The 25,395-nt window shown below is 44.4% G+C and carries 25 protein-coding genes and 1 other RNA gene; 18 read left to right on the forward strand and 8 right to left on the reverse strand.

Annotation, left to right across the window (positions count from 1 at the left end; all coding sequences use genetic code 11):
- Nucleotides 1-22: 22 nt before the first annotated feature.
- The 3 genes from OCV29_RS03005 to OCV29_RS03015 all read right to left on the reverse strand — a co-directional run bounded on the left by OCV29_RS03005 (nucleotide 23) and on the right by OCV29_RS03015 (nucleotide 1,162).
- Nucleotides 23-631: a 5-formyltetrahydrofolate cyclo-ligase gene (locus OCV29_RS03005; RefSeq protein WP_073603466.1), complete on the reverse strand. Its 609-nt coding sequence runs from the start codon at nucleotides 629-631 to the stop codon at nucleotides 23-25.
- 34 nt (nucleotides 632-665) lie between these two features.
- A non-coding RNA gene (gene ssrS, locus OCV29_RS03010) (6S RNA) lies at nucleotides 666-849 on the reverse strand.
- 13 nt (nucleotides 850-862) lie between these two features.
- A complete protein-coding gene (locus OCV29_RS03015; RefSeq protein ID WP_073603465.1) occupies nucleotides 863-1,162 on the reverse strand; it encodes a cell division protein ZapA in 300 nt (99 codons plus the stop codon).
- A gap of 364 nt (nucleotides 1,163-1,526) precedes the next feature.
- Here OCV29_RS03015 and OCV29_RS03020 point away from each other — a divergent pair, with 364 nt between their 5' ends.
- From OCV29_RS03020 to OCV29_RS03030, 3 genes are read left to right on the forward strand one after another with little or no spacing between them, the layout of a single operon-like run.
- Nucleotides 1,527-2,105, forward strand: coding sequence for a YecA/YgfB family protein (locus OCV29_RS03020; RefSeq protein WP_073603464.1), 579 nt, complete (start codon nucleotides 1,527-1,529; stop codon nucleotides 2,103-2,105).
- 32 nt (nucleotides 2,106-2,137) lie between these two features.
- Entirely contained in the window at nucleotides 2,138-3,310 is a 1,173-nt protein-coding gene (gene ubiH, locus OCV29_RS03025; RefSeq protein WP_073603463.1) for a 2-octaprenyl-6-methoxyphenyl hydroxylase, read from the forward strand.
- A 13-nt stretch (nucleotides 3,311-3,323) separates the two neighbouring features.
- Nucleotides 3,324-4,541 carry an FAD-dependent 2-octaprenylphenol hydroxylase gene (locus OCV29_RS03030; RefSeq protein ID WP_073603462.1) on the forward strand — a complete coding sequence of 406 codons (1,218 nt, stop codon included), beginning with the start codon at nucleotides 3,324-3,326 and terminating at the stop codon, nucleotides 4,539-4,541.
- 94 nt (nucleotides 4,542-4,635) lie between these two features.
- Here OCV29_RS03030 and OCV29_RS03035 read toward each other — a convergent pair whose 3' ends face one another.
- The 3 genes from OCV29_RS03035 to ygfZ all read right to left on the reverse strand — a co-directional run bounded on the left by OCV29_RS03035 (nucleotide 4,636) and on the right by ygfZ (nucleotide 6,637).
- Complete coding sequence (locus OCV29_RS03035; protein ID WP_073603461.1) at nucleotides 4,636-4,842, reverse strand: DUF1107 domain-containing protein; 207 nt, start codon at nucleotides 4,840-4,842, stop codon at nucleotides 4,636-4,638.
- Between the two features lie 342 nt (nucleotides 4,843-5,184).
- Nucleotides 5,185-5,673: an aminoacyl-tRNA deacylase gene (locus OCV29_RS03040; RefSeq protein ID WP_073603460.1), complete on the reverse strand. Its 489-nt coding sequence runs from the start codon at nucleotides 5,671-5,673 to the stop codon at nucleotides 5,185-5,187.
- Entirely contained in the window at nucleotides 5,663-6,637 is a 975-nt protein-coding gene (ygfZ, locus tag OCV29_RS03045) for a tRNA-modifying protein YgfZ (protein WP_073603592.1), read from the reverse strand. The genes OCV29_RS03040 and ygfZ overlap by 11 nt, the downstream gene beginning before the upstream one ends.
- A gap of 145 nt (nucleotides 6,638-6,782) precedes the next feature.
- Here ygfZ and OCV29_RS03050 point away from each other — a divergent pair, with 145 nt between their 5' ends.
- Both OCV29_RS03050 and OCV29_RS03055 read left to right on the forward strand, forming a co-directional pair.
- On the forward strand, nucleotides 6,783-7,043 hold the full coding sequence (locus OCV29_RS03050) for an FAD assembly factor SdhE (RefSeq protein ID WP_073603459.1): 261 nt from the start codon (nucleotides 6,783-6,785) through the stop codon (nucleotides 7,041-7,043).
- Nucleotides 7,015-7,440 carry a hypothetical protein gene (locus OCV29_RS03055; RefSeq protein WP_139281561.1) on the forward strand — a complete coding sequence of 142 codons (426 nt, stop codon included), beginning with the start codon at nucleotides 7,015-7,017 and terminating at the stop codon, nucleotides 7,438-7,440. The genes OCV29_RS03050 and OCV29_RS03055 overlap by 29 nt, the downstream gene beginning before the upstream one ends.
- A gap of 13 nt (nucleotides 7,441-7,453) precedes the next feature.
- Here OCV29_RS03055 and nadB read toward each other — a convergent pair whose 3' ends face one another.
- A complete protein-coding gene (nadB, locus tag OCV29_RS03060; protein ID WP_073603457.1) occupies nucleotides 7,454-9,055 on the reverse strand; it encodes an L-aspartate oxidase in 1,602 nt (533 codons plus the stop codon).
- A gap of 460 nt (nucleotides 9,056-9,515) precedes the next feature.
- Between nadB and rpoE the strand changes: the two genes are divergently transcribed.
- The 11 genes from rpoE to acpS all read left to right on the forward strand — a co-directional run bounded on the left by rpoE (nucleotide 9,516) and on the right by acpS (nucleotide 18,754).
- Nucleotides 9,516-10,088, forward strand: a complete 573-nt coding sequence (rpoE, locus tag OCV29_RS03065; RefSeq protein WP_073603456.1) for an RNA polymerase sigma factor RpoE — start codon at nucleotides 9,516-9,518, stop codon at nucleotides 10,086-10,088.
- Nucleotides 10,089-10,119: 31 nt separating this feature from the next.
- Nucleotides 10,120-10,749, forward strand: a complete 630-nt coding sequence (locus tag OCV29_RS03070) for a sigma-E factor negative regulatory protein (protein WP_073603591.1) — start codon at nucleotides 10,120-10,122, stop codon at nucleotides 10,747-10,749.
- A 14-nt stretch (nucleotides 10,750-10,763) separates the two neighbouring features.
- Nucleotides 10,764-11,729: a sigma-E factor regulatory protein RseB gene (rseB, locus tag OCV29_RS03075; protein WP_073603455.1), complete on the forward strand. Its 966-nt coding sequence runs from the start codon at nucleotides 10,764-10,766 to the stop codon at nucleotides 11,727-11,729.
- Complete coding sequence (locus tag OCV29_RS03080) at nucleotides 11,726-12,196, forward strand: SoxR reducing system RseC family protein (protein WP_073603454.1); 471 nt, start codon at nucleotides 11,726-11,728, stop codon at nucleotides 12,194-12,196. The genes rseB and OCV29_RS03080 overlap by 4 nt, the downstream gene beginning before the upstream one ends.
- A 141-nt stretch (nucleotides 12,197-12,337) precedes the next feature.
- The gene (gene lepA / locus OCV29_RS03085) at nucleotides 12,338-14,131 is read left to right on the forward strand and encodes a translation elongation factor 4 (protein ID WP_073603453.1); all 1,794 of its coding nucleotides are present in this window, start codon (nucleotides 12,338-12,340) and stop codon (nucleotides 14,129-14,131) included.
- A gap of 94 nt (nucleotides 14,132-14,225) precedes the next feature.
- Nucleotides 14,226-15,122, forward strand: a complete 897-nt coding sequence (gene lepB, locus OCV29_RS03090) for a signal peptidase I (protein ID WP_073603452.1) — start codon at nucleotides 14,226-14,228, stop codon at nucleotides 15,120-15,122.
- Nucleotides 15,123-15,165: 43 nt separating this feature from the next.
- Nucleotides 15,166-15,843: a ribonuclease III gene (gene rnc / locus OCV29_RS03095; protein ID WP_073603451.1), complete on the forward strand. Its 678-nt coding sequence runs from the start codon at nucleotides 15,166-15,168 to the stop codon at nucleotides 15,841-15,843.
- Nucleotides 15,836-16,807, forward strand: coding sequence for a GTPase Era (gene era / locus OCV29_RS03100; RefSeq protein ID WP_073603450.1), 972 nt, complete (start codon nucleotides 15,836-15,838; stop codon nucleotides 16,805-16,807). Before rnc ends, era begins: the two co-directional genes overlap by 8 nt.
- Before the next feature lie 61 nt (nucleotides 16,808-16,868).
- Nucleotides 16,869-17,600 (forward strand): DNA repair protein RecO, encoded by a 732-nt coding sequence (gene recO, locus OCV29_RS03105; RefSeq protein ID WP_073603449.1) that lies wholly within the window; start codon nucleotides 16,869-16,871, stop codon nucleotides 17,598-17,600.
- Nucleotides 17,597-18,337 (forward strand): pyridoxine 5'-phosphate synthase, encoded by a 741-nt coding sequence (gene pdxJ / locus OCV29_RS03110; RefSeq protein ID WP_073603448.1) that lies wholly within the window; start codon nucleotides 17,597-17,599, stop codon nucleotides 18,335-18,337. Before recO ends, pdxJ begins: the two co-directional genes overlap by 4 nt.
- A gap of 3 nt (nucleotides 18,338-18,340) precedes the next feature.
- Nucleotides 18,341-18,754 (forward strand): holo-ACP synthase, encoded by a 414-nt coding sequence (gene acpS / locus OCV29_RS03115; protein WP_073603447.1) that lies wholly within the window; start codon nucleotides 18,341-18,343, stop codon nucleotides 18,752-18,754.
- Nucleotides 18,755-18,764: 10 nt separating this feature from the next.
- Here the strand turns inward: acpS and barA are convergent, their stop codons facing one another.
- A complete protein-coding gene (barA, locus tag OCV29_RS03120) occupies nucleotides 18,765-21,545 on the reverse strand; it encodes a two-component sensor histidine kinase BarA (protein WP_073603446.1) in 2,781 nt (926 codons plus the stop codon).
- Nucleotides 21,546-21,722: 177 nt separating this feature from the next.
- Between barA and rlmD the strand changes: the two genes are divergently transcribed.
- Both rlmD and relA read left to right on the forward strand, forming a co-directional pair.
- On the forward strand, nucleotides 21,723-23,045 hold the full coding sequence (gene rlmD, locus OCV29_RS03125; RefSeq protein WP_073603445.1) for a 23S rRNA (uracil(1939)-C(5))-methyltransferase RlmD: 1,323 nt from the start codon (nucleotides 21,723-21,725) through the stop codon (nucleotides 23,043-23,045).
- A 101-nt stretch (nucleotides 23,046-23,146) separates the two neighbouring features.
- Complete coding sequence (gene relA, locus OCV29_RS03130) at nucleotides 23,147-25,369, forward strand: GTP diphosphokinase (protein WP_261887364.1); 2,223 nt, start codon at nucleotides 23,147-23,149, stop codon at nucleotides 25,367-25,369.
- The last annotated feature ends 26 nt before the right edge of the window (nucleotides 25,370-25,395 follow it).

Consider the following 25,395-nt stretch of genomic DNA (forward strand, 5'->3'; position numbering starts at 1 on the left):
CTGGCGGCGATTATAGCGGCATTCAGCTGGATTCCCAACTCCATATTTTCGTTGGTGTCACGATTTTAGGCAGGGGAATATCCCAGGATTCGACCGGAAGCTTGTCCACATACTGGCAATCGTGCGCCAGACCTATTGCCCTGACAACTGGCTTCACCTTTTTCCACTCAGCCAGAGTTCGATCATAATATCCTCCTCCCATTCCCAGACGTTGTCCGGTGGCATCAAATCCGACAAGTGGTGTGAATATCAGGTCCAGATATTGAATGGGGAGGACATCTGCCTTTCGTAGCCTCGGTTCTTGTATGCCGTAACGGTTCGGAACCATGCAGGTATTTTGCGTATATTTCAGAAACAGCAGGTGTCCGGGAGAAAATGGATGAATGACCGGTAAATAAACAGACTTACCTTGTTGCCATAGCCAGTGAATGACCGGTTGGGTGTCAAGCTCTCCGTCAGAAGATAAATAAAGTGCAATATGCTGGCTGATTTTAACTTCAGGTAATTGTCTGAACTGATGGATTAATTCATGAGCCGCGTGTTGTTGAAAGTCTGATGTTAACTGATTGCGTCTTTTTCTGATTTCAGTTCTGAAGTTTGAACGGGAGCTCCCGGTATGATGCTCGGACATGATGTTTCCGGATAGAGTCATTAAGTTGAGGGGAAGATACCCCAGAGTGCCGTCGCAGATGTTAGACCCTTGAACCAGCTGGTTCAAGGCGGATCAGGATTGATAACCGTAGGCTTCTCGGTTCGGGCCGAGCTTGCTCAATAGCTACCAGATTCTAACCCTTTGGTATTGCTTATCGGCTCAGGGACTTACTCCGCTGACGCACACTCCAGGGTAAATTTTTGCCGGGGTTCAGCCCTGTTCAGGGAGAGAACTCCTGCGAAGCGCATCTTCCAGTGATGCTGATAATTTTTCAATTCGTTCAGACAAATGATCAGATGCCTGATTTTTTTCCTGTAATTCATAACAGATATTGAGCGCAGCGATTGTCAATAAATTGATTTCATTCGTTACTTTGGTTTTTTCAGACATACTTTGTAAACGATCATTGAGTTCCTGAGCAGCCTGAATGAGGGATTCTTCTTGCCCTGCCGGACAATTTACCCGGGTGATTTTACCTAAAATCTTCACGTCAACCGCTTGATTACTCATGATCAATGAACTCGTAACAAAACTGTTATGAATAGTATTATTCAACTTCCCGATAGCAGGTGTCTGTCATATGAGTATGGCCTGGTTTTCCGGCATTCACATATGTCTGGCTCATAAATGAAGCTCACCTGACTTATCGCCAAGACGGAAACTATAGGTAAAGCTATCTTAAGATTCAAGTCTTTCCAGTGAGATCAAGGTCAATGGCTGGTTAAAAATACAGACCTGAGCCAAAGATTGAGCAAGTCAGCTGTCTTATCCGTATTTTATTCGTCAGATGGCATCAATATTCTGGATTTTACATTTCAGCGGTTTATCTGAAATGGTAGGATTATGATTCTTTTCCCTGAAAGTGATCCCGAAAATGAGTCATACAAAATTACCTGATTATCTGTTTTTTTCAGACACATTAAAGTCAGCGTCCCTGGCAGTTACTCCGGCTGAGTTACATGGTTTACTGACTGGTATGTTATCCGGTGGATTAAAGACAGATGATGGCCGCTGGCAGCCGTTGTTATTTGATTATACAAGCGAAGGCATGGCCTGGACAATGGCGGCATTATCTATGGCGGAGAAAGTCGTGACGTATACTGAAACTGAGATGAATGAAAATGATTTTCGTTTATCTCTGTTACTGCCAGAAGGTGATAGTGACAAAGATTTAATGGAAAAATCGGAAGCTCTGTCTGAGTGGGTCAATCACTTTATCTCAGGTCTGGGACTGGCACAGCTGGAGATCAAATCTCTCTCAGAAGGATCGAAAGAAGCATTGGGAGATCTGGAAGAGATTGGAAAGCTGATGATTGATGAAGAAGATGATTTGAATGAACAGTCATTGCTGCTTGAGCAGGTGATTGAGCATGTCAAAGTCTGTGTGTTAACTATTCATGCTGAATGTGGTGTTCATCCTGAACCACAGGATAAAAAGCCTACTTTACATTAACCCGTACTGTTTATTTTTCCGGAGGCAATTGTATGCAGCTGTTTGATATTGTGATTTCTGGTGGCGCAATGACCGGGGCAACGCTTGCACTGGCGCTCAATCAACGTTTTAACGGGCAACTTAGCATTGCAGTCGTTGAAGCTTTTGATGCCGGAGAGCAACAACATCCGGGATTTGACGCACGGGCAATTGCATTATCTGACGGAACTGTGAGGATTTTGCAGTCGTTTGATCTTTGGCAGCATATTTTACCCTATGCAACACCAATTAAGCATATTCATGTTTCTGATGCAGGACATGCCGGTATGACGGACATAGAGCCGGAACAGGCCGGGCTTTCTGTATTAGGCTATGTGGTTGAGCTGGCTGATGTTGGCCGTATTTATACAGAGTTGTTGAAACAGTGCTCCGCCGTTTCATTCTTTTGTCCTCACCAGATTGAAAAAATTGATCGGCAGTGTGATATGGCTACTGTGACGCTTAAAGATTACGGCGATATTCAGACGAAGTTGCTGGTTGCTGCTGATGGCAGCGCTTCGACATGTTGTGAGCTACTGGGGCATCAGGCAGAGGAGTATGATTTTGACCAGTCTGCTGTCATAGCCAATGTCCAGATTTCCGGCCATCATCAGGGCAGGGCTTTTGAACGCTTTACCCCGACAGGGCCCGTTGCAATGTTACCTATGACGAATGAACGAATGTCTATGGTCTGGTGTATGGAACCCGGAAAAGCCCGACAATTGTTAACAGAGCAAAACTTTGATGAAAAGTTACAGCAGGTTTTTGGCTGGCGCTTGGGCAAAATACAGCGGGTTGGTGAGCGAAGCGTGTACCCGCTTAAAATGATGATTCGTTCCAGAACCGTGTCTCACCGGTTTGCGGTTGTGGGAAATGCAGCTCAGACACTTCACCCGATAGCTGGTCAGGGGTTTAATCTCGGAATCCGGGACGTTGCGACATTTGTTGAGTGTCTGGCACAGCAGGCACAGAATGTGGGTGATATCTCTGGTTTATTAAAATATCAGCAGCGTCGAAGTTCTGATCGGATTCAAACGGCCGGAGTCACATCTTCATTAGTCAGTCTCTTCTCGAACCAATGGTTTCCGGCGGAAATCAGCCGAAATCTGGGGCTGATGCTATTTGACCAGATACCATTATTCAAACAGCCTTTGCTGAAACGTACGCTGGGGCATGTTACTCGTTAAAAGGTTTGTGTAAATGATACAAAGTTTTGATATAGCTATTGTTGGTGGCGGTATGGTCGGGCTGACCCTTGCCGCTGCTTTAGAACATACAGATTTAAGAGTTGCAGTCATTGAAGGAAGCGAACCTTCACCTGAATTGACTCCGGTGCCGGATATCAGGGTTTCTGCTCTGAACCGGGCGAGTGAACATGTGTTTAAAAACCTTGGTATCTGGGAGGGCATCCTTCGCCGGAGAGTGGCTCAATACAGGTATATGGATGTGTGGGAAAAAGATAGCTTTTCAAGAATTCAGTTTGATAGTGATTCGCTGGGACAGCCGGATTTAGGCCATATTGTGGAGAATCGGGTGATTCAGCTGGCTGCTCTGGAAAGGGTCAGACAGTTATCCCACGTTACTTTGTTGATGCCATCCCGTTGTCAAAGTCTTGCTATCGGAGAAAATGAAGTCTGGCTGACACTGGATCGCGGAGAGTCTTTAACCGCTAAACTGGTCATTGGCGCTGATGGTTCTCAATCCTGGGTCCGGCAGCAACAGGATATACCGCTGACTCATTGGGATTACGGGCATCATGCCATTGTTGCGACGGTCAAAACATCTGATCCTCATCATCAAACGGCCCGGCAAATATTTACACCTGATGGTCCGCTGGCTTTTTTGCCATTGTCCGAACCTGATTTATGTTCCATTGTCTGGTCGACTGACCCGAATAAAGCAGAAGCACTGATGGATATGGATCCGCAGCAGTTTTGTCAGCATCTGGCCTCTGAGTTTGATTGTCGGTTGGGGCTTTGTGAACTGGTTAGCGAACGAGCGGTGATTCCCTTGAAAATGCGCTATGCCCGTGATTTTGTTTCGGAGCGTGTCGCGTTAGTTGGGGATGCAGCCCATACCATTCATCCTTTAGCCGGACAGGGAGTGAATCTGGGATTACTTGATGCAGCTTCTCTGGCTCAGGAAATCACAGCATTATGGCAACAGGGAAAAGATATTGGAATTCACCGGCATTTACGCCCGTATGAACGCTGGAGAAAAGCTGAAGCGGCAAAAATGATTGCTGCGATGCAGGGGATAAAAGATATTTTTGATGGGGCATTTCCGGTAAAAAAATTATTTCGGGGAGCGGGCATGGTGGTCATGAATCAGTTACCGGGAGTCAAGCAGGAATTGATGCTGAGGGCTTTAGGTATGCGGGGAACACTGCCTCATTTAGCACTTTCTGAAGAAAAATAGAGTTTTTTTCAGGGCAACATGTTTGTTTGATTTTATGGTTGCCCTGATAATGAGCCGGACGTCTCGGACGTCATTATTCGAATGACAGATGTAGTTATATATGTGCGTAGCGTAGCTTCATGATTTCCTGATTGACTTCTTTTACTGTCTTATAGTGGCGTTGTTCTGCCTTTTCCGGTAAGACAAGCTTGCCGTTATCAAATTCAAATTTTCCAATACCATAAATATAGATTCTACCTTTAAAAAGACGACTTACATGTTTAGCAATCATACCTGGTGTATAGCGCTTAAACAGTCTCATATTTGTATCCTTTTATGTATCACGCACCTGTAATTATATTCAGTTTTTAACACATTAATGTGACTCTGCTGGTTAAAAATATGAAAATTTATAATTAAATTGAATTTTTGTGCTGCACACTACATATTTAACAGAATTAAATGAACCTTTGTTGTTATGGTTGTCTCATCATAAAGGTTGGCTTTCTCTCATCTTTCTTTCTGCATTTATTGCCCAAATTGAGCCGTGTCTGAAAAGAAACCGCCGACATTAAGCCGGATAAATGTGACAATCAGATAACATTCCAGAATATTTTCATAATCTACGACTTAGTATAACAATTATTTTACATTTATAGGCTTTTTATTGCGGGTTATTGCGATGAATGACTGTAAATACAGGGTTGACGAGAGTCACCAGATCCCGGGAAGACATGGCTATACCCGCCATCAGGTGACCACTGCTAATGGTGATTTCCTGCTCATTCTGAATGGCAGGATCAAACAGAACCGGGAGCGGTGTTTTGAGGAGTAAAGGGGTGACGGTCCCTGTTTGGTAACCCGTGATTTGCCAGACATGCTCACTGCTTGCACATGTCATTCTTTTCCATCCAAGGTGAGCTCTGACTTTTTTAGGATCCACTGATAAATGTCCCGGAACGCAGGCCAGAGCATACTGATTATCCATATCTCTGAGTAAAATACATTTTACCATCTGACAGGGGCGGATGCCTCTGAGTTTCGCTGCCTCCTCAATTGTGTTGGCCGGTTTATCCTGCAGCAGCAGGCGGTGCGCAATCTGCTGCTGACGCAGGAACACAAGCAAAGGTGTTTCGCTGAAATTATTCTTCATCTTCTAAAGCATAAGGCAATGGCTGAATTGACCAGCGTGTTTCTGGCTGTGATTTGAGGCGAAAAACCGTTTCTTGCTCCAGATTATTTGGCAAAATAATCAACCCGATTGATTGCTGATTACTAAATGTGTAACTCATGATTAAGTGTCCGGCTGAGCGCCAGTTCTCACCCACTGCCCGTTCAACTTCAACCGGAGAATCTGTGTCTAATGCTTGGTGAATATTGCCTTTGATAATGAACATTGAACGTTTATTCGTACCCCTGTACTTTGCTCTGGCAATGGTTTCCTGGCCGGTATAGCAGCCTTTCGTAAAACAGATCCCTCCAACGGCCTGCAGATTAAACGCCTGAGGAATATGCTGGCATTGCTCCGGGGCTGATATGCCGGGTAATGCGTCCTCAATGTCAAAGCGGGTCCAGATCGATTCATCTACTTTTTTTCCGGTAAATCCGGAGATGATTTCTTTTGCCTTTTCCGGTGTTACAAGAAGCATCCACCGGGAAGGCGTCACTTTTATTGCTGTCCCACCATCAACAGGGCGTACATCTGATGGACTGTCATTCAGATGATCGATATACGACTGAGCTTCCCGACCGAATATGCCAAGAATTGCCTCATCACTGCTGGTTATTTCAACTTTAGAGAAGACGGCATACTTTTTCAGCTCCCTCAGTTCTGCCTCAACCGCTGACAGAGACTGGATCATTGCGTAGTCATCATGATGGTGGAAAAGACGAAAAATGGACCAGACTTTGCCTTTGGGATCGCAATGTGCACCAAAAGTTGACTGGTCTTTGGAAAGCGTTGCTACATTACAGGTGACTTGTCCCTGAAGATAATTTTTCTTATCCGGTCCGGACATCACGATAGCTTGCCAGGAGGAAAGATGAGTCAGCATTAATTCGGGTAAGTCATCATCTTGTTGATGTGGTAAATTATCAAAAGAGTTTATTATGTTCATAGTCGATATCGCTTTTTCAGGCTTTTCACCTATGTTAAAGCGGAAGTGTTTTTTTGTCAGCCTGAACTGCATTGTGATTTACCTGGTAGTTGCGATGAATTCCCATTGATAAACTTATAACAATTATTCCTGAAGAGGTTTGAAAATGTATACCAATGAAGAAAAAGCCCGGATAAAGTGGGCATGCCGTCGCGGTATGTTAGAACTGGATGTTGTGATCATGGCGTTTTACGATGAATGCTTTGATAAGCTGAATGAGACAGAGCAGCGTGATTTTGTTTCTCTGCTTGAGTGTGATGACCCTGATTTATTTTCATGGATCATGGGACATACCCGAAGTGAAAATCTGAGTCATGCTTCAATCGTGGATAAAATCATTGCCTATAACCTTAGCAAAGTCCGTTAGTATTGTTCCTAAACCATCAACAAACGCTTGTCTGGTGAGTTTGTTTGTCATTTCTCTGATGTTGTGGGGGGTGACAACATCTGATTTCCCGGTTTCGGTCAGTTTCTCTTTTTTTGGCGTACTCGGGAAAAATATCAGAGACCAGTTGCTTTTTGTTGATGGTATTCATCAGCCGTTTCTGTATAAAGTTTCCGGGGTGATTGAGTTTGTTGACGGGCCCTCCAGGGGAGTGGAGCGGGTGTCGGTGTTATATGCAAGCTGGTTTTTGATTGTGATTTATCAATCCGGTGAACGTCAGTTACTCTGGCGTGATAGTTGCGAAGAATCGGATTACAGATATTTAATTGTTTCAGAGAAGCGGAGGTATGTTCACCTCCGCGCTTCACATGGAAAATAATAAGCTGAGTCTTTTAAGGCTCAAGAATTGTTGGTCCACTTTGCTCCAGTTTATCTGGATAATCGAGCGTATAGTGGAGTCCCCGGCTCTCTTTTCTTTGTATAGCACACAGAATCATTAACTCTGCAACCTGTAGTAAATTACGTAATTCAATCAGGTTGTTTGATACCCGGAAATTACTGTAGTATTCATGTGTTTCCTGCTGTAGCAGGTGGATGCGTCTGAGAGCCCGTTCAAGCCGTTTATCTGTTCGTACAATTCCCATGTAATCCCACATAAATAACCGTAACTCGTGCCAGTTATGCTGGATGACCACTTCTTCATCGGAGCAGGTGACCTGGCTTTCATCCCAAAATGGTGGTGATGGCGGAAGCGGGGCGTCATCTATTTTACTCATGATATCAGCGGCGGCAGATTGTGCATAAACAACACATTCGAGTAAGGAATTTGATGCCATCCGGTTTGCACCATGCAGACCCGTATAGCTGACTTCACCAATCGCATAGAGATGTTTTAAATCAGTCTGACCTTGCTGATTTACGATCACACCGCCACATGTGTAATGCGCGGCCGGAACGATCGGAATCGGCTCTTTGGTCATATCAATGCCCAATTCCTGAAGCTTGGCATAAATAGTCGGGAAGTGCTTTGTAATAAAGTCAGCAGGTTTATGGCTGATATCGAGATACATGCAGTCTGCACCCAGCCGCTTCATTTCATAGTCAATGGCCCGGGCAACAATATCCCGTGGGGCTAACTCTCCCCGCTCATCAAAATCCGGCATAAACCTTGAGCCATCAGGACGTTTTAAATGAGCGCCTTCTCCCCTGAGTGCCTCGGTCAGCAAAAAGTTTCTGGATTCAGGGTGATAAAGACAAGTCGGATGAAACTGGTTAAATTCCATATTTGCTACCCGGCAGCCAGCACGCCATGCCATTGCTATACCATCGCCGGAGGAGACATCCGGATTGGATGTATATTGATAAACTTTTGAAGCGCCGCCTGTAGCCAGAACCACAAATTTTGCTCTGACAGTCTCGACATGTTCATCATTCCGGTTCCAGATGTATGCCCCAATCACTTTACCCGGATCACCGTCAACTTTATCTTCGGTGATCAAATCCAGTGCATTATGACGCTCAAATACCCGGATATTCGGATGGCTTAACACATTATCCTGCAATGAATTTTGCATCGCCATGCCGGTCGCATCTGCAGCATGCAGAATTCTGCGGTGGCTGTGCCCACCTTCCCGTGTCAGATGATATTTTGGTTTTGACGCCTGACTGGTTTCATCCAGGTCAAAGGGGACGCCACCATCGATTAACCATTGAACGCATTTTTTTGCATTTTCGGCAATGAATCTGACCGTTTCTTTCTCGCAGATGCCATCTCCGGCAATGAGCGTATCCTGAACATGGGAGTCAACACTGTCTGATTCGTCAAATACGGCAGCAATTCCCCCTTGGGCATAATATGTAGCACCTTCACTCCATGGACCTTTACTCAGAACGATCACTTCAGATTTACCTGCAATACGCAAAGCAAGAGATAGTCCCGCAGCACCACTTCCAATGACCAGCACATCGCACTGATGTTCCCTAGTAGCATTCATAAATTCGTTTTCCCAATAATCAGCAAGAGTATTTTTTATCCGGTTTTGTTAAGCACCGACTTACAATCAGAACTCTGATATTGCTTTCCTCTACTGGATATTTGCCTGTTTATCCTGATGAGACTGTTTATAGTTCTTAGATTTTTTGATCACCATATCAGATGGCATTCTTTTTATATGAGCAGCAAATGATTCTTGTCTGGTTCAGCGTTTTGAACTTATGATTAGTTGTCAACATTATAATTTTTGGTGGTTTAAAAAAATAAAATAACAACATATTCAACGAGTTGAGTTCTGCTCTTTTATGAAAAGAAATTTAATATCGGGGGAACTATTTTTTTTTGTAAGGGTCTCATTATACTGCTCATGTCAGCAGTGGTGTCAATACTACATTTTTGAATGTATAACCCCCTCGTGAGTGAGATGAACGGGGAGATAAATTATAGGAGTGTACGCTCGAATGCACGAGCAGTTAACCGATCAAGTATTGATTGAGCGAATTCAAAATGGCGATAAACAGGCATTTAACCTATTGGTCACGAAGTACCAAAATAAGGTTTGTAACCTGATTGCAAGGTATGTGAATAATTCAGGAGATGTCGCTGATGTTGCCCAGGAAACATTTATTAAGGCATACAGAGCTATTCCTTCGTTTCGCGGAGAAAGTGCTTTTTACACCTGGCTCTACCGGATTGCTGTAAATACTGCTAAGAATTATATAGTTGCACAGAGTCGGAGGCCTCCTGCAAATGATATTGATGCAGAAGATGCTGAATATTACGAGAACGACAATATTCTGAAAGAAATATCGAACCCCGAAAACATTACGTTGTCCAAGGAATTGAAGCGTGCTGTTTTTGCGGCGATAGATGCATTACCAGAAGATTTAAAGACCGCAATGACGTTAAGAGAACTCGATGGTCTGAGTTATGAAGAAATTGCTGCGGTGATGGATTGTCCTGTTGGAACAGTACGGTCCCGGATTTTTCGAGCACGGGAGGCAGTAGAAAAGCGGATTAGTTCGCTTTTGTAGTGTCTGACTTATCTGAATGATGGTGGATAAAATGGCTGATAAAGAAAAAATTTCGGCGCTCATGGATGGAGAACTGATCGATAAAGCGTTAATCAACGAGTTATCAGGTGATCAGGACGGGTTGAAAGTATGGCGTAATTACCATGTCATTGGTGATGTGATGCGCGGGGATTCGCTCCATAGTGAATGGGACATTGCTGAGCAGGTCTCTGTCGCACTGGAAAAAGAACCGGTACATTACCAGTTTGATAAGACTGAGAAAACAGAACATTTAGACATCACTTTTGCTGAGTCTCAGCCTTCGCCGGCACAAGCCCGAAAACAGCTTCCTGCGTGGTTGGGTCAGTTAGGACAAGTTGCCATTGCGGCTTGTGTTTCTCTGGCTGTTGTTGTCGGGGTACAGCAATATGGTGGGAGTGATACTTCAAATATTGCGGGTCATGAACAACAGCCTCCTGTACTGCAGACCATTCCACTTGCAGGGACTGCTGAACCGGTAAGTCTGACTCGGGAGTCTGTTCAAAAACATGAGTCTGAGAAACGGTATCAAACTGAAACAAATGTTCAGGAGCAGCGTCGCCGTATTAATGCAATGCTGCAGGATTATGAACTTCAGTTAAAATTAAATAGTGAAAATTCTAATCATTCTAGTGGTCACTAAGAGTTAGTTATTGAATGAAAAAATTTCTGGTCAGTGTTGTTGCGCTGTTCAGCTTGAGTACATCGATGGCCTTTGCTGATGATTTGTCAGCAGAGGCTTTGTTACTTCAGATGAATCGCGCCAGTCAAGAACTTAATTACGAACTTTCCTATATTCTGATCAAAAAGAATGGTATTGAGCCATTGCTTTATCGTCATGCTGTGAGTGAATCAGAATCCCTGGCACATTTAATTTATTTAAGTGGTCCTGTCCGGGAAGTCATTCGTCGTGGAAGCGAAGTCAGCTATATTGAACCCGGAATTGAACCCTTCACCATTGAATCCGGTCAAATGGTGGCGCCGGTCATTCCTTTACTAAACAGCAACATTCAACACCTGAGTCATTTCTATGATTATGTGAAAATAGGGCGGGGCAGAGAAGCGGGTACGTCTTGTCTGGTTGTGCGCGTCGTTCCTAAAGACGGTTTGCGCTATTCGTATGTGCTCTGGGTCGATGAAAGAAGCCATTTACCTTTGAGGGCCGATTTAGTTGACCGCGATGGTGAGATATTAGAGCAGTACCGGACAATTTCTTATTCTGTCAGCGATAAACTTATTGCTGTGATGAATAATCTGAAAAAAGTCCAGCTACCCGGTGTTTTATCTTTGCCGGAAAATAAAATGAAGAAAAGTTTCTGGCAGGTGACGTGGGTCCCGGCTGGATTCGTTGCAAAAGAATTGAATCGTTATCGTATGGCGGTGACGAAAAAGGTGGTCGAAAGCCAGCTATTCTCTGATGGTTTATTTAGTTTCTCTGTCTATATTTCAGATAAGGATAATTATTCTCTGAAGAATCAGTTGATTCGGCAAGGAAGAAGAACATTGCATAGTCTGGTAATTGGTCATAATGAAATATCTGTGATTGGTGATATACCACCGGAGACTGCAAAACGAATCGCGAAATCTGTCGCATTTCAAAAGACAGGAGTGAAGTCGCCATGATGACTGCTTTGGCAACAGTTTCTGATGTTCATCCCTCAAAAAATGGATATGAGGTGAAACTGCGTTGTGAACAGCAAACAAGCTGTAGCCATTGTGCATCTTCTTCAAGCTGTGGTACCGGTGTCGTATCTAAAGCTGTTGGCAACAAGAGTCTGAGCTGGTCTCTGGAAACTCAGCAAAAGCTTGAACCAGGCCAAATGGTGGAGATTGGCTTACCTGAGAAAAGTTTATTACAATCTGCGTTGATCGTTTATCTTTTTCCCCTGCTGATGCTGATTACCGGGACTTTTGCAGGGGAATTTATTGTCTCGCCATTTTTTCATCATAGTGAGCCCTCCGTTATTCTGACATCGGTCGGTTTTATTGTTTCCGGTGTATTTCTTTCGAGATTAATGTCAAAGCGACTTGAAGCACGAACCCTGAATGAAGTGACCTTGCTGCGTGTTTTGGGGGAATCTATTCTGTAAATTAAATCAGAAATTGATTTTAGGGTGCGAATCTATTTTAAATTCGGTAAAATCGCCCAACTTTACTGGAATAGCACTGTGGCAATACACAGTCCATTCTTTTTCTTTCACAACTGTAAGAGTTTATTCACCCATAATTCTATGAAGCACATTCGCAACTTTTCGATTATCGCCCATATTGATCATGGAAAATCAACCCTGTCTGATCGCTTGATTCAGGTTTGTGGTGGTTTGAGTGATCGTGAAATGGCCGAGCAGGTTCTTGATTCGATGGATCTGGAGCGGGAACGTGGTATCACTATTAAAGCACAGAGTGTGACACTGAACTACAAAGCTAAAGATGGTGAAACCTATCAGCTCAATTTCATTGATACACCGGGACATGTGGATTTTTCATATGAAGTTTCCCGTTCTCTGGCTGCTTGTGAAGGTGCTTTGCTGGTGGTCGATGCCGGACAGGGAGTTGAAGCTCAGACGCTGGCGAACTGTTATACGGCAATCGAAATGGATCTGGAAGTTGTTCCGATTCTGAATAAGATTGATTTGCCTGCCGCTGAACCGGAACGTGTTGCTGAAGAAATTGAAGATATCGTTGGGATTGATGCAATTGACGCGGTGAAATGTTCTGCGAAAACCGGCGTCGGTGTAGAAGATGTGCTGGAGAAGATTGTTTCGGACATACCACCGCCTGAAGGTGATGAAAACAGTACGCTGCAAGCTTTAATTATTGATTCCTGGTTTGATAATTATCTGGGTGTTGTTTCTTTGGTACGGATTAAAAATGGTGTGCTGAAGAAAAATGACAAAATTAAGGTGATGAGTACAGGTCAGATCTGGGGCGTTGATCGTTTGGGTATATTTACGCCTAAACAAGAAGATACAACAGCGCTGAAAACCGGTGAAGTGGGTTGGGTTGTCTGTGGAATCAAAGATATTCTTGGTGCGCCAGTCGGTGATACGCTGACGTTAGCCAAAAATGGTTGTGAAACGGCATTACCCGGATTTCAGAAAGTTAAACCTCAGGTTTACGCTGGCTTGTTTCCTGTCTCTTCGGATGATTATGAAAACTTCCGGGATGCTCTGGGTAAGCTGAGCCTGAATGATGCTTCACTATTTTATGAGCCTGAAACGTCTGCTGCGCTTGGGTTTGGTTTCCGTTGTGGTTTCCTTGGCATGTTGCACATGGAAATTATTCAGGAGCGGCTGGAACGTGAATACGATCTGGATCTAATTACCACGGCGCCGACGGTTGTCTATGAAGTTGAAAATACAGACGGTTCAACAATTTATGTTGATAGCCCGGCAAAGCTGCCAGCTGTGAATGATATTCATGAAATTCGTGAACCGATTTCCCGCTGTAATATCTTAGTGCCGTCTGATTATCTGGGGAATGTGATTACTCTCTGTGTTGAAAAACGCGGTGTTCAGGTCGATATGGTTTATCACGGTAATCAGGTTGCTCTGACTTATGATATACCAATGGCTGAAGTGGTACTGGACTTCTTTGATCGTCTGAAATCTACATCCCGTGGTTATGCGTCACTTGATTATTCTTTCCAGCGATTTGAAGCGTCAGACATGGTGCGCGTTGATGTCATGCTCAATGGTGATCGTGTGGATGCGCTGGCAATCATTACACATAAAGAACAGGCGCAATCACGTGGTCGTCTGCTGGTCGAAAAAATGAAAGAGTTCATTCCGCGCCAAATGTTTGATATTGCGATTCAGGCTGCAATCGGAAATCACATTATTGCCCGTTCGACTGTGAAGCAGTTAAGAAAGAATGTATTAGCAAAATGTTATGGCGGTGATGTAAGCCGTAAGAAAAAACTGTTGAAGAAACAGAAAGAAGGTAAAAAGCGCATGAAGCAAATCGGTAATGTTGAATTACCTCAGGAAGCATTCCTGGCTATTTTACACGTTGGTAAAGATTAATCCGATATTTTGATGAAGTGCGATAATAACGATAAATTATAAGTGAAAGTGCTTTGGCGCTTTCACTTTCGTCTTTTTAAACTAAGGGAAGTTTATGGCGAATACATTTTCACTGATTTTAGTTTTGGTCACTATAGTTACCGGTATTATCTGGGCGCTTGAAAAGTGGGTTTGGGCTAAGAAACGTCAGCTAAAATTTGCTGAGCTCCAGGCTCAGACAAATGACCTGGATACCTCTCTGGAAGATAAAGTTTTGCCTCAGCCCTGGTGGGTTGAAAACAGTGTTTCAATTTTTCCGGTGATTGCATTGGTCTTAGTGATCCGGTCGTTTATTTTTGAGCCGTTTCAGATTCCATCAGGCTCAATGAAGCCAACCTTGCTGGTCGGGGATTTTATTCTGGTTGAAAAGTTTGCTTATGGGCTGAAAGATCCGGTCATGCATTCAACAATTGTTAAAACCGGAAAGCCTGAGCGTGGTGATATTGCGGTTTTCCGCTATCCGCCGAACCCTTCTGTTGATTATATCAAGCGGGTTGTTGGATTACCGGGTGATATCGTCCGTTACAGTAATGAGAAGCAGTTGTGTATTCAGCCTCGTAATGAATCAGTCTGTAAGCCTGTGCCGTTGTCTGATGTACAGAAAAGTAATCTGGGTGTTAATGGCATGCCATTACTTCAGCTCAGTGAAAAGCTGGGTGATGTTGATCACCATATTTTGATTAATCCATGGCGGCCCGTTCATCCTCAGGATTATCAGCCCCGTCCGGGTGTCAGTGAGTGGATTGTTCCTGAAGGTCATTATTTCATGATGGGTGATAACCGGGACAATAGTGCAGACAGCCGCTATTGGGGGTTTGTGCCTGAGCGCAATCTGGTCGGAAAAGCTGTTGCTATCTGGATTAGTTTTGAATTTAACCGGGATGCAGATAGTTCTCTTCCTTCCTGGATTCCTACAAATGTGCGATTTAATCGTGTTGGCCGTATACACTAGGCCAACAGTCTCCAGGTTTAATAACCCTTAATGATGAGAAGATATGAATTCTCCAATTCAAAACCTTGAAAGGAAACTCAGATATGAGTTTCAAAATAAAGAACTACTGGATTTAGCACTGACCCACCGCAGTGCTGACAGCCAGCATAATGAGCGACTGGAATTTCTGGGCGATTCAATTTTAAGTTTTGTCATTGCTGATGACTTGTATCACCGTTTTCCCAAAAGTAATGAAGGTGATATGAGTCGTATGCGGGCGACTTTAGTGAAAGGAAACACCTTGGCCGAACTGGGCCGGGAGTTTGAGCTGGGAGATTACTTAAAATTAGGTCCAGGTGAGTTGAAAAGTGGCGGCTTCAGAAGAGATTCGATACTTGCTGATGCTGTTGAAGCGATCATTGGTGCGATTTATCTTGATAGTGATATAGAGTTTGTTCGCCGTATTATTTTGCAATGGTATCAGGAACGCTTAGATACAATTAAGCCCGGTGTATCGCAAAAAGATCCAAAAACCCGCTTGCAAGAGTATTTACAGGGACGAAGAAATCCGCTGCCTGTCTATACAGTGACTAATATTAAAGGTGAAGCGCACAATCAGGAATTTACTGTATCGTGTGAAGTCGCAGGTATTCAGGTGCCTGTTATTGGTAAAGGTACAAGCCGCCGTAAAGCCGAACAGGCTGCTGCGGAGCAAGCATTAGAGCGATTGACGAATGGCTGATGACAAAGATGAATTTGATATTGACGCATTTTTTGCTTCAGAATCAAAAAAAGAGAGTCAACCAGAGGAACAGCACTGCGGTTTTATTGCAATCGTAGGGCGACCTAATGTTGGTAAGTCAACCTTACTGAATCAACTTTTAGGGCAAAAGATATCAATCACCTCCCGTAAGCCACAAACAACCCGCCACCGCATTATGGGGGTGGAAACTGATGGTGATTATCAGGCGATTTATGTTGATACGCCCGGACTTCATATTGAGGAAAAGCGAGCGATAAACCGCTTAATGAATCGTGCAGCAACCAGTTCACTCAGTGATGTGAATCTGGTCTTATTTCTGGTGGAAGGAACACACTGGACTAAAGATGATGACATGGTTTTAAACAAGCTGAAGAAAGCGGATTTCCCTGTCGTGCTGTGTGTGAACAAAGTTGATAACGTCAAAGATCGTAATGACGTGATGCAGCATATGGCTTCTTTATCGGACAAAATGACGTTTGTTGATATCATTCCTGTCTCTGCGAAGAACGGTAAAAATATTGATGTCATCCGCCACCATGTACGGGAACATTTGCCCAAGGCTGTTCATCATTTTCCAGAGGAATATGTCACGGATCGTTCTCAGCGTTTTATGGCGTCAGAAATTCTCCGGGAAAAAATAATGCGTTTCACCGGAGAAGAGCTGCCTTACTCTGTCACGGTTGAAATCGAGCGGTTTGATTATAATCCGGAGACAGATGGTTTCCATATCAATGCATTAATTCTGGTTGAAAGAACAGGCCAGAAGAAAATGATCATTGGTAAGGGCGGGGAGAAGATCAAAACGATTGGCCGTGAAGCCCGTCTCGATATGGAAGCGCTTTTTGGCAGAAAAGTATTTCTGGAAACCTGGGTGAAAGTCAAATCTGGCTGGGCAGACGATGAGCGGGCTCTGAGAAGTTTAGGTTATATCGATGATCTGTAGGCCGTTAATTATTGTTGGCTGATACATTTTAATCTGCTTTTTAAATGCAGGAATTCCTGAAATGTCAGAAACCCAGTTGCAACGATGTTTTGTTTTACATCGTCGCCCCTACCGAGAATCCAGTCTGATTATTGATGTTTTTACCGAAGAATACGGGCGTTTAACTCTGTTGGCTAAAGGGGCCCGGAGTAAACGCTCTGTATTAAAAAGTGTGCTTCAGCCGTTTGTGCCTTTGTTGATGAAATGGTCTGGCAAGGGTCAGATGAAAACACTTCGTCAGGCTGAATCGATCAGTCTGGGTTTACCTTTAACCGGCATTCATTTATATTCCGCTTTGTATGTGAATGAGCTGTTGGTCCGGCTTATTCCTGCCGAAATATCACAGCCCGGTTTATTTTATGATTATCTTCAAGTCTTAACTGAGTTAGTTCAGAATCCCAATCCGGAACCAGCCCTGAGACGTTTTGAGCTGTCTTTACTGACAGCTTTGGGTTATGGCGTCGATTTTGTGCATTGTGCAGGAACTGGTGAGCCTGTAGCGCCTGAAATGACTTATCGCTACCGGGAACAAAAAGGATTTATCGCGTCGGTGAGAAGAGATCATTTGAGTTTTACCGGTGCCGAGCTGATAGCTATTAGTGAAAGACGTTTTATGACACCAGGACAGCTTCAGGCAGCAAAACGTTTTACACGAATAGCTCTGAAGCCTTATTTGGGCGGAAAGCCATTAAAAAGCCGGGAGCTGTTTATATCTCAGTCCGGTCTATTCAAAACACGGAGTAAAGGAAAATGAGTGCAATTCTTTTAGGTGTAAATATCGATCATATCGCAACATTGCGAAATGCACGTGGTACGAAATATCCGGATCCAGTTCATGCTGCGGAAGTTGCTGAACGGGCTGGTGCTGACGGTATTACAATTCATTTAAGAGAAGATCGCCGTCATATCCGTGATCGTGATGTCCGGATCTTAAAAGAAACGATCCAAACCCGGATGAATCTTGAAATGGCAGTCACCGATGAAATGGTTGAGATTGCACTGCAGACCAAGCCTGATTTTGTTTGCCTGGTTCCTGAAAAACGGGAAGAGCTCACAACTGAAGGCGGTCTGGATGTCTTAGGTCAGCTGGACAAAGTGAAAGCTGCGACAGAAAAGATGACCGAAGCCGGTATTAAAGTTTCCCTGTTTATTGATGCTGACAGAGAGCAAATCGATGCGGCTAAAACCTGTGGTGCACCGTACATTGAATTACATACCGGACATTATGCAGATGCAGAGTCTTTAGAAGCTCAGCAGGATGAGTTAAAAAAAATCGCTGCCGCTGCAAGTTATGCAGACAGTTTAGGTTTAATGGTAAATGCGGGTCATGGGCTGACTTATCATAATGTTGCTGCGATTGCTGCTTTGCCTGAAATTCACGAGTTGAACATCGGGCATGCGATTATTGGGCGAGCTGTTTTTGATGGGCTGAGTCAGGCAGTTGCTGATATGAAAAAAGAGATGCTGGAAGCTCGTTACCAGGTGAAATAACGCATGGCTGTGATGGGATTCGGGACTGATATTGTTGAAATTGACCGGATTAAGCAAGTGATATCGAGAGCCGGGGATAATTTTGCCCGGCGTATTCTGACTGATGCTGAAATGCTGGATTATCAACAATCAAAATGCCCTGAACGTTTTCTGGCGAAGCGCTTCGCGGTCAAAGAAGCCGCATCGAAAGCGCTGGGAACCGGGATTGCTCAGGGAGTGACATTTCATGATTTCAGTGTTTCGCATGATGATCTGGGAAAACCCCTGCTGAATTTGAGTGGTACAGCTGCATCTCTGGCCGAATCTATATCTGTGAATTCGGTTTTTTTATCGATTTCAGATGAACGGAATTATGCGGTGGCATCTGTGATTTTTGAATCTTCCGGACCAGGATGCCTCCTCGATTTAACTGATTGATTTATTGCGATTACGGGTCAATTGAGTCCAGCAATTCTCTGGCCGCTTTGACGACTTTCTCCATTTCATCCTGCAGTTCAAACAATTCTGGTTCCAAAGATGAAATACTACTGCCTGAACGGAGTGACTGTTCCAGTGTGGCACAAATCTTCTGAAGCCGGGGTACACCACTGTAAGAGCAGCTGCCGTGCAATTTATGGATGTGGTGGAGCAGAAGCTCCGGATTCGGTTCCTCATTCATCACATTTTCTATAATCTGATGAATTTCCGGGATGGAATCAACCAGCATTGTCAGCATGTCTTTGGCTAAATCCGTTTTATTGGCCGCCTGATAAAGTGCCGATGACCAGTCGATAATGGCATGTTTATCATGATCTGCCCTGATTTCAGTTTTGGTCTGCGTGCTTGTTGCGGGTAAGGAATCCTGAGTTTTTTGTCTCCAGTGGAGCAACACTTGCTGAAGGATATGTTCTTCAATCGGTTTTGTCAGATAATCATCCATCCCTTCATTCAGAAGCCGATCCCGTTCTCCGTCAATCGCATGAGCAGTTACAGCGATGACTGGTGTCGCTTTGTTCAGCGGCAGTCGCTTGATTTCTTTACATGCAGTTACTCCGTCTTTTCGGGGCATCTGAATATCCATAAAGATCAAATCAAACTGCTGCTGCTTCGCTTTATCAATTGCTTTCTGTCCGTCGGTGCAACTGATTACTTTTTCCACTCTTTCCTGAAGCAGGGCTGTAATTAATTTCAGGTTAGCTTCATTATCATCAACAGCCATGACGGTGAGCGGGAGCTTATCGGCAGCCGGTTCCGTGGCAATGACGGGTTGAGGTAAAGGGATCACCGGATCAGTATCGATCATCATCTGAAGTAGTTTTTTCTTTGTGACCGGCTTAGTCATACATTTAACCGGGTAGAGCGCCATCAGATGATCGGCCAGAGCCAGCTCTGTACTTGGAATACCAATCAGCACATGATGAGCACAGGTGAGTGCCTGGCTCACAAGTTGTTCTGCTTCTTTTGTGACAATTTTTTGGGTGGGTGAAAAATTAAGAATGACATAATCATTGTGTGATGGTGAATCTGGTAATTCAGCCATATGGCTCACAATGATACCATTCTGGATGAGTGCCTGTTGAATAAAAGAGGCCGACTGAATATGGGGTTCAATGAGTAACACAGTTTTCCCGGTAAGTAATTCCGGTGTATGCCAGTCTCCCATTGTGATTTCAGTGATATGTAACCGGATGGTAAACCAGAAAGTGGAGCCCCGGTGAAGCCGGCTGGTTAAGCTGATTTCTCCGCCCATCTGGCTGACAAGCTTTTGGGTAATGACCAGTCCTAATCCTGTGCCACCATAGCGGCGGGAAATACTGGTATCTGCCTGTGTAAATGCCTGAAAAAGTTGGGATTGCTGTCGTTCTGATATGCCAATTCCGGTATCTTTTACCATAAACTGAAGTTCAACAAGATCATCCCGGACAGAGCGAAGATCAACGATAATATCGATATTTCCCCGCTCCGTGAATTTGATTGAGTTTCCGACAAGATTGGTGATCACCTGCTGAATCCGGAGTGGATCGCCAATCAGCCCCGCCGGAATTTTCCGATCAACTTTGAGGTTAATTTCCAGCCCTTTTTCATGGGCGCCGGGAGCCAGCAGATCCACCACCTCTTCAAGGCTGTCCTGCAATTCAAACGGAATATTTTCTAATGCCAGTTTTCCTGCCTCGAGCTTGGAGAAATCGAGGATATCATTAATAATATTCAACAGATTATTGGCAGATTTTTCGATGGTTTGGAGGTAGTCTTTCTGGCTGTTGGTTAACTGCGTTTTCAGGATTTGACGGGTAAACCCAATCACACCATTTAAAGGGGTTCTCAGTTCATGGGACATATTGGCCAGAAATTCTGATTTAACCCGCGCAGCTTCCTGAGCCCGTTTTTTAGCGATGTCGAGCTCTACGTTCTGTATTTCTAACTGCTCTAATGTTTCCCGCAAATCGGAAGTTGCCTGATCAATGCTATGTTGCATCTCCACATGATATTCAGATAAAGAAGCAGCCATGGCATTGATGCCATTTTTAAGCTGATCGAGTTCCCCATGCATTGTGCCTTCAATACGAACATCGAGATGTCCCCGGCGAATACGGTCAAGCACATTCTTCATATGTGAAATCGGGCGGGTGACATCATGAAGTAAGCGGAAAGCGAAGATGCCAGACAAGGTTAATCCCAGCATCAGTACCAGTATGGCCGAGAATACTTCCCGGTATTGTTGTAGCCTGAGTGTAGATAAATCGAGCTCAATGACTATATATCCAAGAACAGGAAGCGCTTCTGTTTCCGCTGAACCTTCAATTAACCGGCTTTCTGCTAATATAGGTGTACGTAAGATGAGTGTATTGTTATCTTTCATCTCGGTGCTGCTCAGGGGCGGAATCGGTTTATCTTTCGGGTAGGTCAGCGATTCGAAATCAGGATGAAAGTTGGACGTAACAAAAAGCTCATGATGTTTATCAAAGACTGCAATACTGCGGACAAATTTTGAATTTTTTCTGTGGGCATAGCTGATGACACGTCTGACCGATTCCCGGCTTCGGTGTTCTAAGGCTTCTTCACTGGCAATCGCCAGTGGCTCGATAATATTTGTTCCTTCACTGATTACCTGAGATTCAAGATCGTGGTAACGGTTGTAGGAAAAAAAAGCACTTAAAAGCAAGCCAATAATGAGTGTTGGCGCTAAAGTTAACGTTATTACACGAGCACGTAAGCCATATCTTGTCATTATTCTCTAAACATCATCGGATGGATATGGGAAAATACTCACGATTGATGAGTGCTTTCCGTAACGGTCTGTTTCATAAAGGTAGCTTAATCAAGTCAGAAGTAATTCACAATCTTTCAAATATGGAAATCGTGAAAACTAAGCAAATTTTTTCAAAGATATAGACAGATATATTGTATGGCACAATTTTTTCGTCCCGGAAAGCGGACTTCACCAACATCGAAACATCAGCTGATCCGTATTGAACGGATGGATCATCAGGGCGCAGGTATCGCTTATCAGGGGGGTAAACCGATTTTCGTTGAAGGCGCTTTACCGGGTGAGCAGGTTTTGGTGCAGCTGACAGAGAAAAAAAGTAAGTATGCGAGAGCCAGGCTGATCGATGTCAAATCTGCGTCTTCTTCACGACAGCTCCCTTTCTGTCCACACTACGGGTCATGTGGTGGTTGCAACCTGCAGCATCTTACACATCATGAGCAGGTCAGATATAAGCAGGAAACACTGCAACAATTAATGGATAAAATAGCGGGTCAGAAGATTCGTTTGGCTCCACCGGTTACTGATGGAGAAAGGGGATACCGTCGCCGGGCAAGGTTAAGTCTGAAGTGGGACCCAAAAAAGAAAAAACTTGCGTTTGGTTTTCGCAAGAAACAAAGTAATCATATTATCAATGTGTCAGAATGTGCCGTGCTGGATCCAGTGCTGGAACAATTATTGATTCCTCTGTACGAGTTGTTACAGGCATGTTCTTGCCCGGATAAACTTGGGCATTTAGAACTGATTGCCGGAAATGCTGGTCCGGTCATGCTTTTGAGAACACTCGGGCATCTGCCGGATACGGATGCAGAAAATATCCGGGCATTTGCTGTCAGGCACCATATTTCATTGTATCTGAAGCATGATTCCGGTGATCCGGAATTGTTGAGTGGGAACACGCCTGGCTATGATGAAACCGGAGTGCCTACCCTGTTTCAGCCTCATCATTTTATTCAGGTCAACCGGGCAGTGAATCAGAAAATGGTGAATCAGGCACAGGAATGGCTACAACTGAATTCTGATGACAGAGTCCTTGATTTATTCTGTGGTATTGGCAATTTCAGCCTGCCGGTTGCAAAGCAGGTGAAAGACGTTGTTGGTGTCGAAGGTATTGATGATATGGTGGCGCAGGGAAACCTGAACGCGATGCAGAATCATCTGACAAATTTAAAATTTTATCAGGCAAACCTTGAAGGAAATGTCGCTGAAAATCAGTGGGCATCGGAACGGTTTGATAAAATATTGTTAGATCCGGCAAGAGCCGGCGCTAAAGGTATAATTGATATGATTGGTCAGTTTGGCGCAGAGCGGATCGTTTATGTTTCCTGTGATCCGTCTACGCTTGCGAGGGATACACAAAGTTTATCGGGCCAGGGGTATCAGTTGGAAAAACTGGGTATGCTTGATATGTTTCCTCACACCAGTCATCTGGAATCAATGGCGTTATTTGTCAAGAGTGACTGACAAAAAGAGATTTGAAGTGACTGACTCTGACTTGAGAGAGGTTCGGGTGAACTCTGCTTTAATCGTCAGGTCGAAGCAAAATAAAACCGGGATGAAAACAGATGGTTGCGGTAAGAAGCGCACATTTAAATACTGATGAAAAATTTGAATTAGATCGGTGGGTTGAAGGCTTGGTTCAGGAGCCTGCAATTGCAGACAGGTTAAAACAAACCTACCAGCAAATAGAAAATCTGGTGGCTGATGAATCAGAAGGTCCGTTATTACTTTGGCGTGGCCGGGAGATGATCGAGATTCTGATGACCCTGTCGATGGATGAAGACACAATGGTTGCAGCTCTCCTTTTTCCGATCGTCACGTATGGACTGCTGGATCATGAAACTTTAGAAGAACGCTACGGCAAAGAAATTATCAAATTAATCGATGGTGTTGAGGAAATGGCTGCCATCGGTCAGTTGAATGTTTCTTTGCAAGGTGGTGAAGCATCGGCTCAGGTGGATAATGTTCGCCGGATGCTGCTTGCCATGGTGGATGATTTTCGTTGTGTCGTGATTAAACTGGCGGAGCGGATATGTAACCTGCGTGAAGTTAAATCACAGCCTGATGAATTACGTCGTCAGGCTGCAAAAGAGTGTGCGAATATCTATGCGTCGCTTGCAAACCGTCTGGGTATCGGTCAGCTGAAATGGGAAATGGAAGATTATGCCTTTCGTTATCAGCAACCAGATACTTACAAGCAAATTGCGAAACAGTTGTCCGAAAGACGGATTGTGCGTGAACAATACATTCATGATTTTGTTGAAGATTTAACTCAGGAAATGACGACTTCAGGTATTGCGGCTGAAGTCAGTGGCCGTCCTAAGCACATCTACAGTATCTGGCGCAAAATGCAGAAGAAGAATCTGGCATTTGATGAACTTTTTGATGTGCGGGCGGTGCGGATCATTGCTGATAAATTACAGGATTGCTATGCAGCGCTTGGTGTGGTCCATACAAAGTATAAGCATTTGCCCAGTGAATTTGATGATTATGTGGCCAACCCTAAACCGAACGGCTATCAGTCCATCCATACGGTGATTTTAGGTCCGGAAGGGAAGACCATTGAGATTCAGATCCGAACCCGGCAAATGCATGAGGAATCTGAATTAGGCGTTGCAGCACACTGGAAATATAAAGAAGGCAGTTCTGCTGGTCATCGTGGCTATGATGAAAAAATCACCTGGCTGCGCAAATTACTCGACTGGCAGGAAGAGATGTCGGATTCCGGTGAAATGCTGGACGAGCTTCGTAGTCAGGTTTTTGATGATCGTGTGTATGCCTTTACGCCAAAAGGTGAAGTTGTCGATCTGCCTATGGGCGCGACCCCACTGGACTTTGCCTATCATATTCACTCTGAAGTCGGTCACCGCTGTATTGGTGCGAAAGTCGGCGGGCGTATCGTTCCGTTCACTCATCGCTTAACGATGGGTGATCAGGTTGAAATTATCACGTCGAAAGAACCGAATCCATCTCGTGATTGGCTCAATCCCGCCTCGGGCTTTGTCCACTCAGGACGTGCCCGGGCCAAGATTAATGCCTGGTTCAGGAAACAGAGCAGGGAAAAGAATCTGGAAGCGGGAAGGGAAATTCTCGAAACTGAACTGGGGAAAATCGGAGCCACGCTGAAAGATGCTGCAGAATATGCCCTGAAGCGATTTAATGTGAATTCTCCGGATGAGCTGTACGTTGGTATTGGTAGTGGTGATTTAAGAATTAATCAGATTATCAATCATATCAATGCGCTGGTCAATAAACCGACTGCTGAAGAAGAAGACCAGCTGGCACTGGAGAAGCTTCAGGAAAAAGAAGATAAAACGCCCCCGACATCAGCTCCGGGTAAAGATGCAGTTGTTGTAGAAGGTGTTGATAATCTGATGACTCATCTGGCCCGTTGTTGCCGGCCTATTCCCGGCGATGAAATCAAGGGATATATCACGCAGGGAAGGGGAATTTCGGTTCACCGGAGTGATTGTGAGCAACTTGAAGAGCTTCGGCATCATGCGCCTGAAAGAATTATTGATACCGTCTGGGGACGTGGGCTGCTGGGATCTTATGTACTGACCGTCCGGGTTGAGGCGATGGAAAGAAGTGGATTGCTCAAAGATATCACTACACTGCTGGCGAATGAGAAAATTAAAGTGACCAGTATGAAAAGCCGGACAGATCACAAGCGTCAGCTCATCTATATGGATTTTGACCTTGAACTGACCAGTGTTGAAGTACTGAGCCGGGTTTGTCTGCGGATAGAGCAGACAAAAGATGTCTTGTCGGTAAAACGGCTGGGATAATCATTGATGAAGATGAAAAAGCGAGG

Source organism: Vibrio aerogenes (assembly GCF_024346755.1).
Classification (GTDB): domain Bacteria; phylum Pseudomonadota; class Gammaproteobacteria; order Enterobacterales; family Vibrionaceae; genus Vibrio; species Vibrio aerogenes.

What these genes read in the sequence shown, in the direction of transcription:
- OCV29_RS03005 (WP_073603466.1), bottom strand. Translation starts at nt 631, where the DNA reads ATGTCCGAGCATCATACCGGGAGCTCCCGTTCAAACTTCAGAACTGAA.
- OCV29_RS03015 (WP_073603465.1), bottom strand. Translation starts at nt 1,162, where the DNA reads ATGAGTAATCAAGCGGTTGACGTGAAGATTTTAGGTAAAATCACCCGG.
- OCV29_RS03020 (WP_073603464.1), top strand. Translation starts at nt 1,527, where the DNA reads ATGAGTCATACAAAATTACCTGATTATCTGTTTTTTTCAGACACATTA.
- ubiH (WP_073603463.1), top strand. Translation starts at nt 2,138, where the DNA reads ATGCAGCTGTTTGATATTGTGATTTCTGGTGGCGCAATGACCGGGGCA.
- OCV29_RS03030 (WP_073603462.1), top strand. Translation starts at nt 3,324, where the DNA reads ATGATACAAAGTTTTGATATAGCTATTGTTGGTGGCGGTATGGTCGGG.
- OCV29_RS03035 (WP_073603461.1), bottom strand. Translation starts at nt 4,842, where the DNA reads ATGAGACTGTTTAAGCGCTATACACCAGGTATGATTGCTAAACATGTA.
- OCV29_RS03040 (WP_073603460.1), bottom strand. Translation starts at nt 5,673, where the DNA reads ATGAAGAATAATTTCAGCGAAACACCTTTGCTTGTGTTCCTGCGTCAG.
- ygfZ (WP_073603592.1), bottom strand. Translation starts at nt 6,637, where the DNA reads ATGAACATAATAAACTCTTTTGATAATTTACCACATCAACAAGATGAT.
- OCV29_RS03050 (WP_073603459.1), top strand. Translation starts at nt 6,783, where the DNA reads ATGTATACCAATGAAGAAAAAGCCCGGATAAAGTGGGCATGCCGTCGC.
- nadB (WP_073603457.1), bottom strand. Translation starts at nt 9,055, where the DNA reads ATGAATGCTACTAGGGAACATCAGTGCGATGTGCTGGTCATTGGAAGT.
- rpoE (WP_073603456.1), top strand. Translation starts at nt 9,516, where the DNA reads ATGCACGAGCAGTTAACCGATCAAGTATTGATTGAGCGAATTCAAAAT.
- OCV29_RS03070 (WP_073603591.1), top strand. Translation starts at nt 10,120, where the DNA reads ATGGCTGATAAAGAAAAAATTTCGGCGCTCATGGATGGAGAACTGATC.
- rseB (WP_073603455.1), top strand. Translation starts at nt 10,764, where the DNA reads ATGAAAAAATTTCTGGTCAGTGTTGTTGCGCTGTTCAGCTTGAGTACA.
- OCV29_RS03080 (WP_073603454.1), top strand. Translation starts at nt 11,726, where the DNA reads ATGATGACTGCTTTGGCAACAGTTTCTGATGTTCATCCCTCAAAAAAT.
- lepA (WP_073603453.1), top strand. Translation starts at nt 12,338, where the DNA reads ATGAAGCACATTCGCAACTTTTCGATTATCGCCCATATTGATCATGGA.
- lepB (WP_073603452.1), top strand. Translation starts at nt 14,226, where the DNA reads ATGGCGAATACATTTTCACTGATTTTAGTTTTGGTCACTATAGTTACC.
- rnc (WP_073603451.1), top strand. Translation starts at nt 15,166, where the DNA reads ATGAATTCTCCAATTCAAAACCTTGAAAGGAAACTCAGATATGAGTTT.
- era (WP_073603450.1), top strand. Translation starts at nt 15,836, where the DNA reads ATGGCTGATGACAAAGATGAATTTGATATTGACGCATTTTTTGCTTCA.
- recO (WP_073603449.1), top strand. Translation starts at nt 16,869, where the DNA reads ATGTCAGAAACCCAGTTGCAACGATGTTTTGTTTTACATCGTCGCCCC.
- pdxJ (WP_073603448.1), top strand. Translation starts at nt 17,597, where the DNA reads ATGAGTGCAATTCTTTTAGGTGTAAATATCGATCATATCGCAACATTG.
- acpS (WP_073603447.1), top strand. Translation starts at nt 18,341, where the DNA reads ATGGCTGTGATGGGATTCGGGACTGATATTGTTGAAATTGACCGGATT.
- barA (WP_073603446.1), bottom strand. Translation starts at nt 21,545, where the DNA reads ATGACAAGATATGGCTTACGTGCTCGTGTAATAACGTTAACTTTAGCG.
- rlmD (WP_073603445.1), top strand. Translation starts at nt 21,723, where the DNA reads ATGGCACAATTTTTTCGTCCCGGAAAGCGGACTTCACCAACATCGAAA.
- relA (WP_261887364.1), top strand. Translation starts at nt 23,147, where the DNA reads ATGGTTGCGGTAAGAAGCGCACATTTAAATACTGATGAAAAATTTGAA.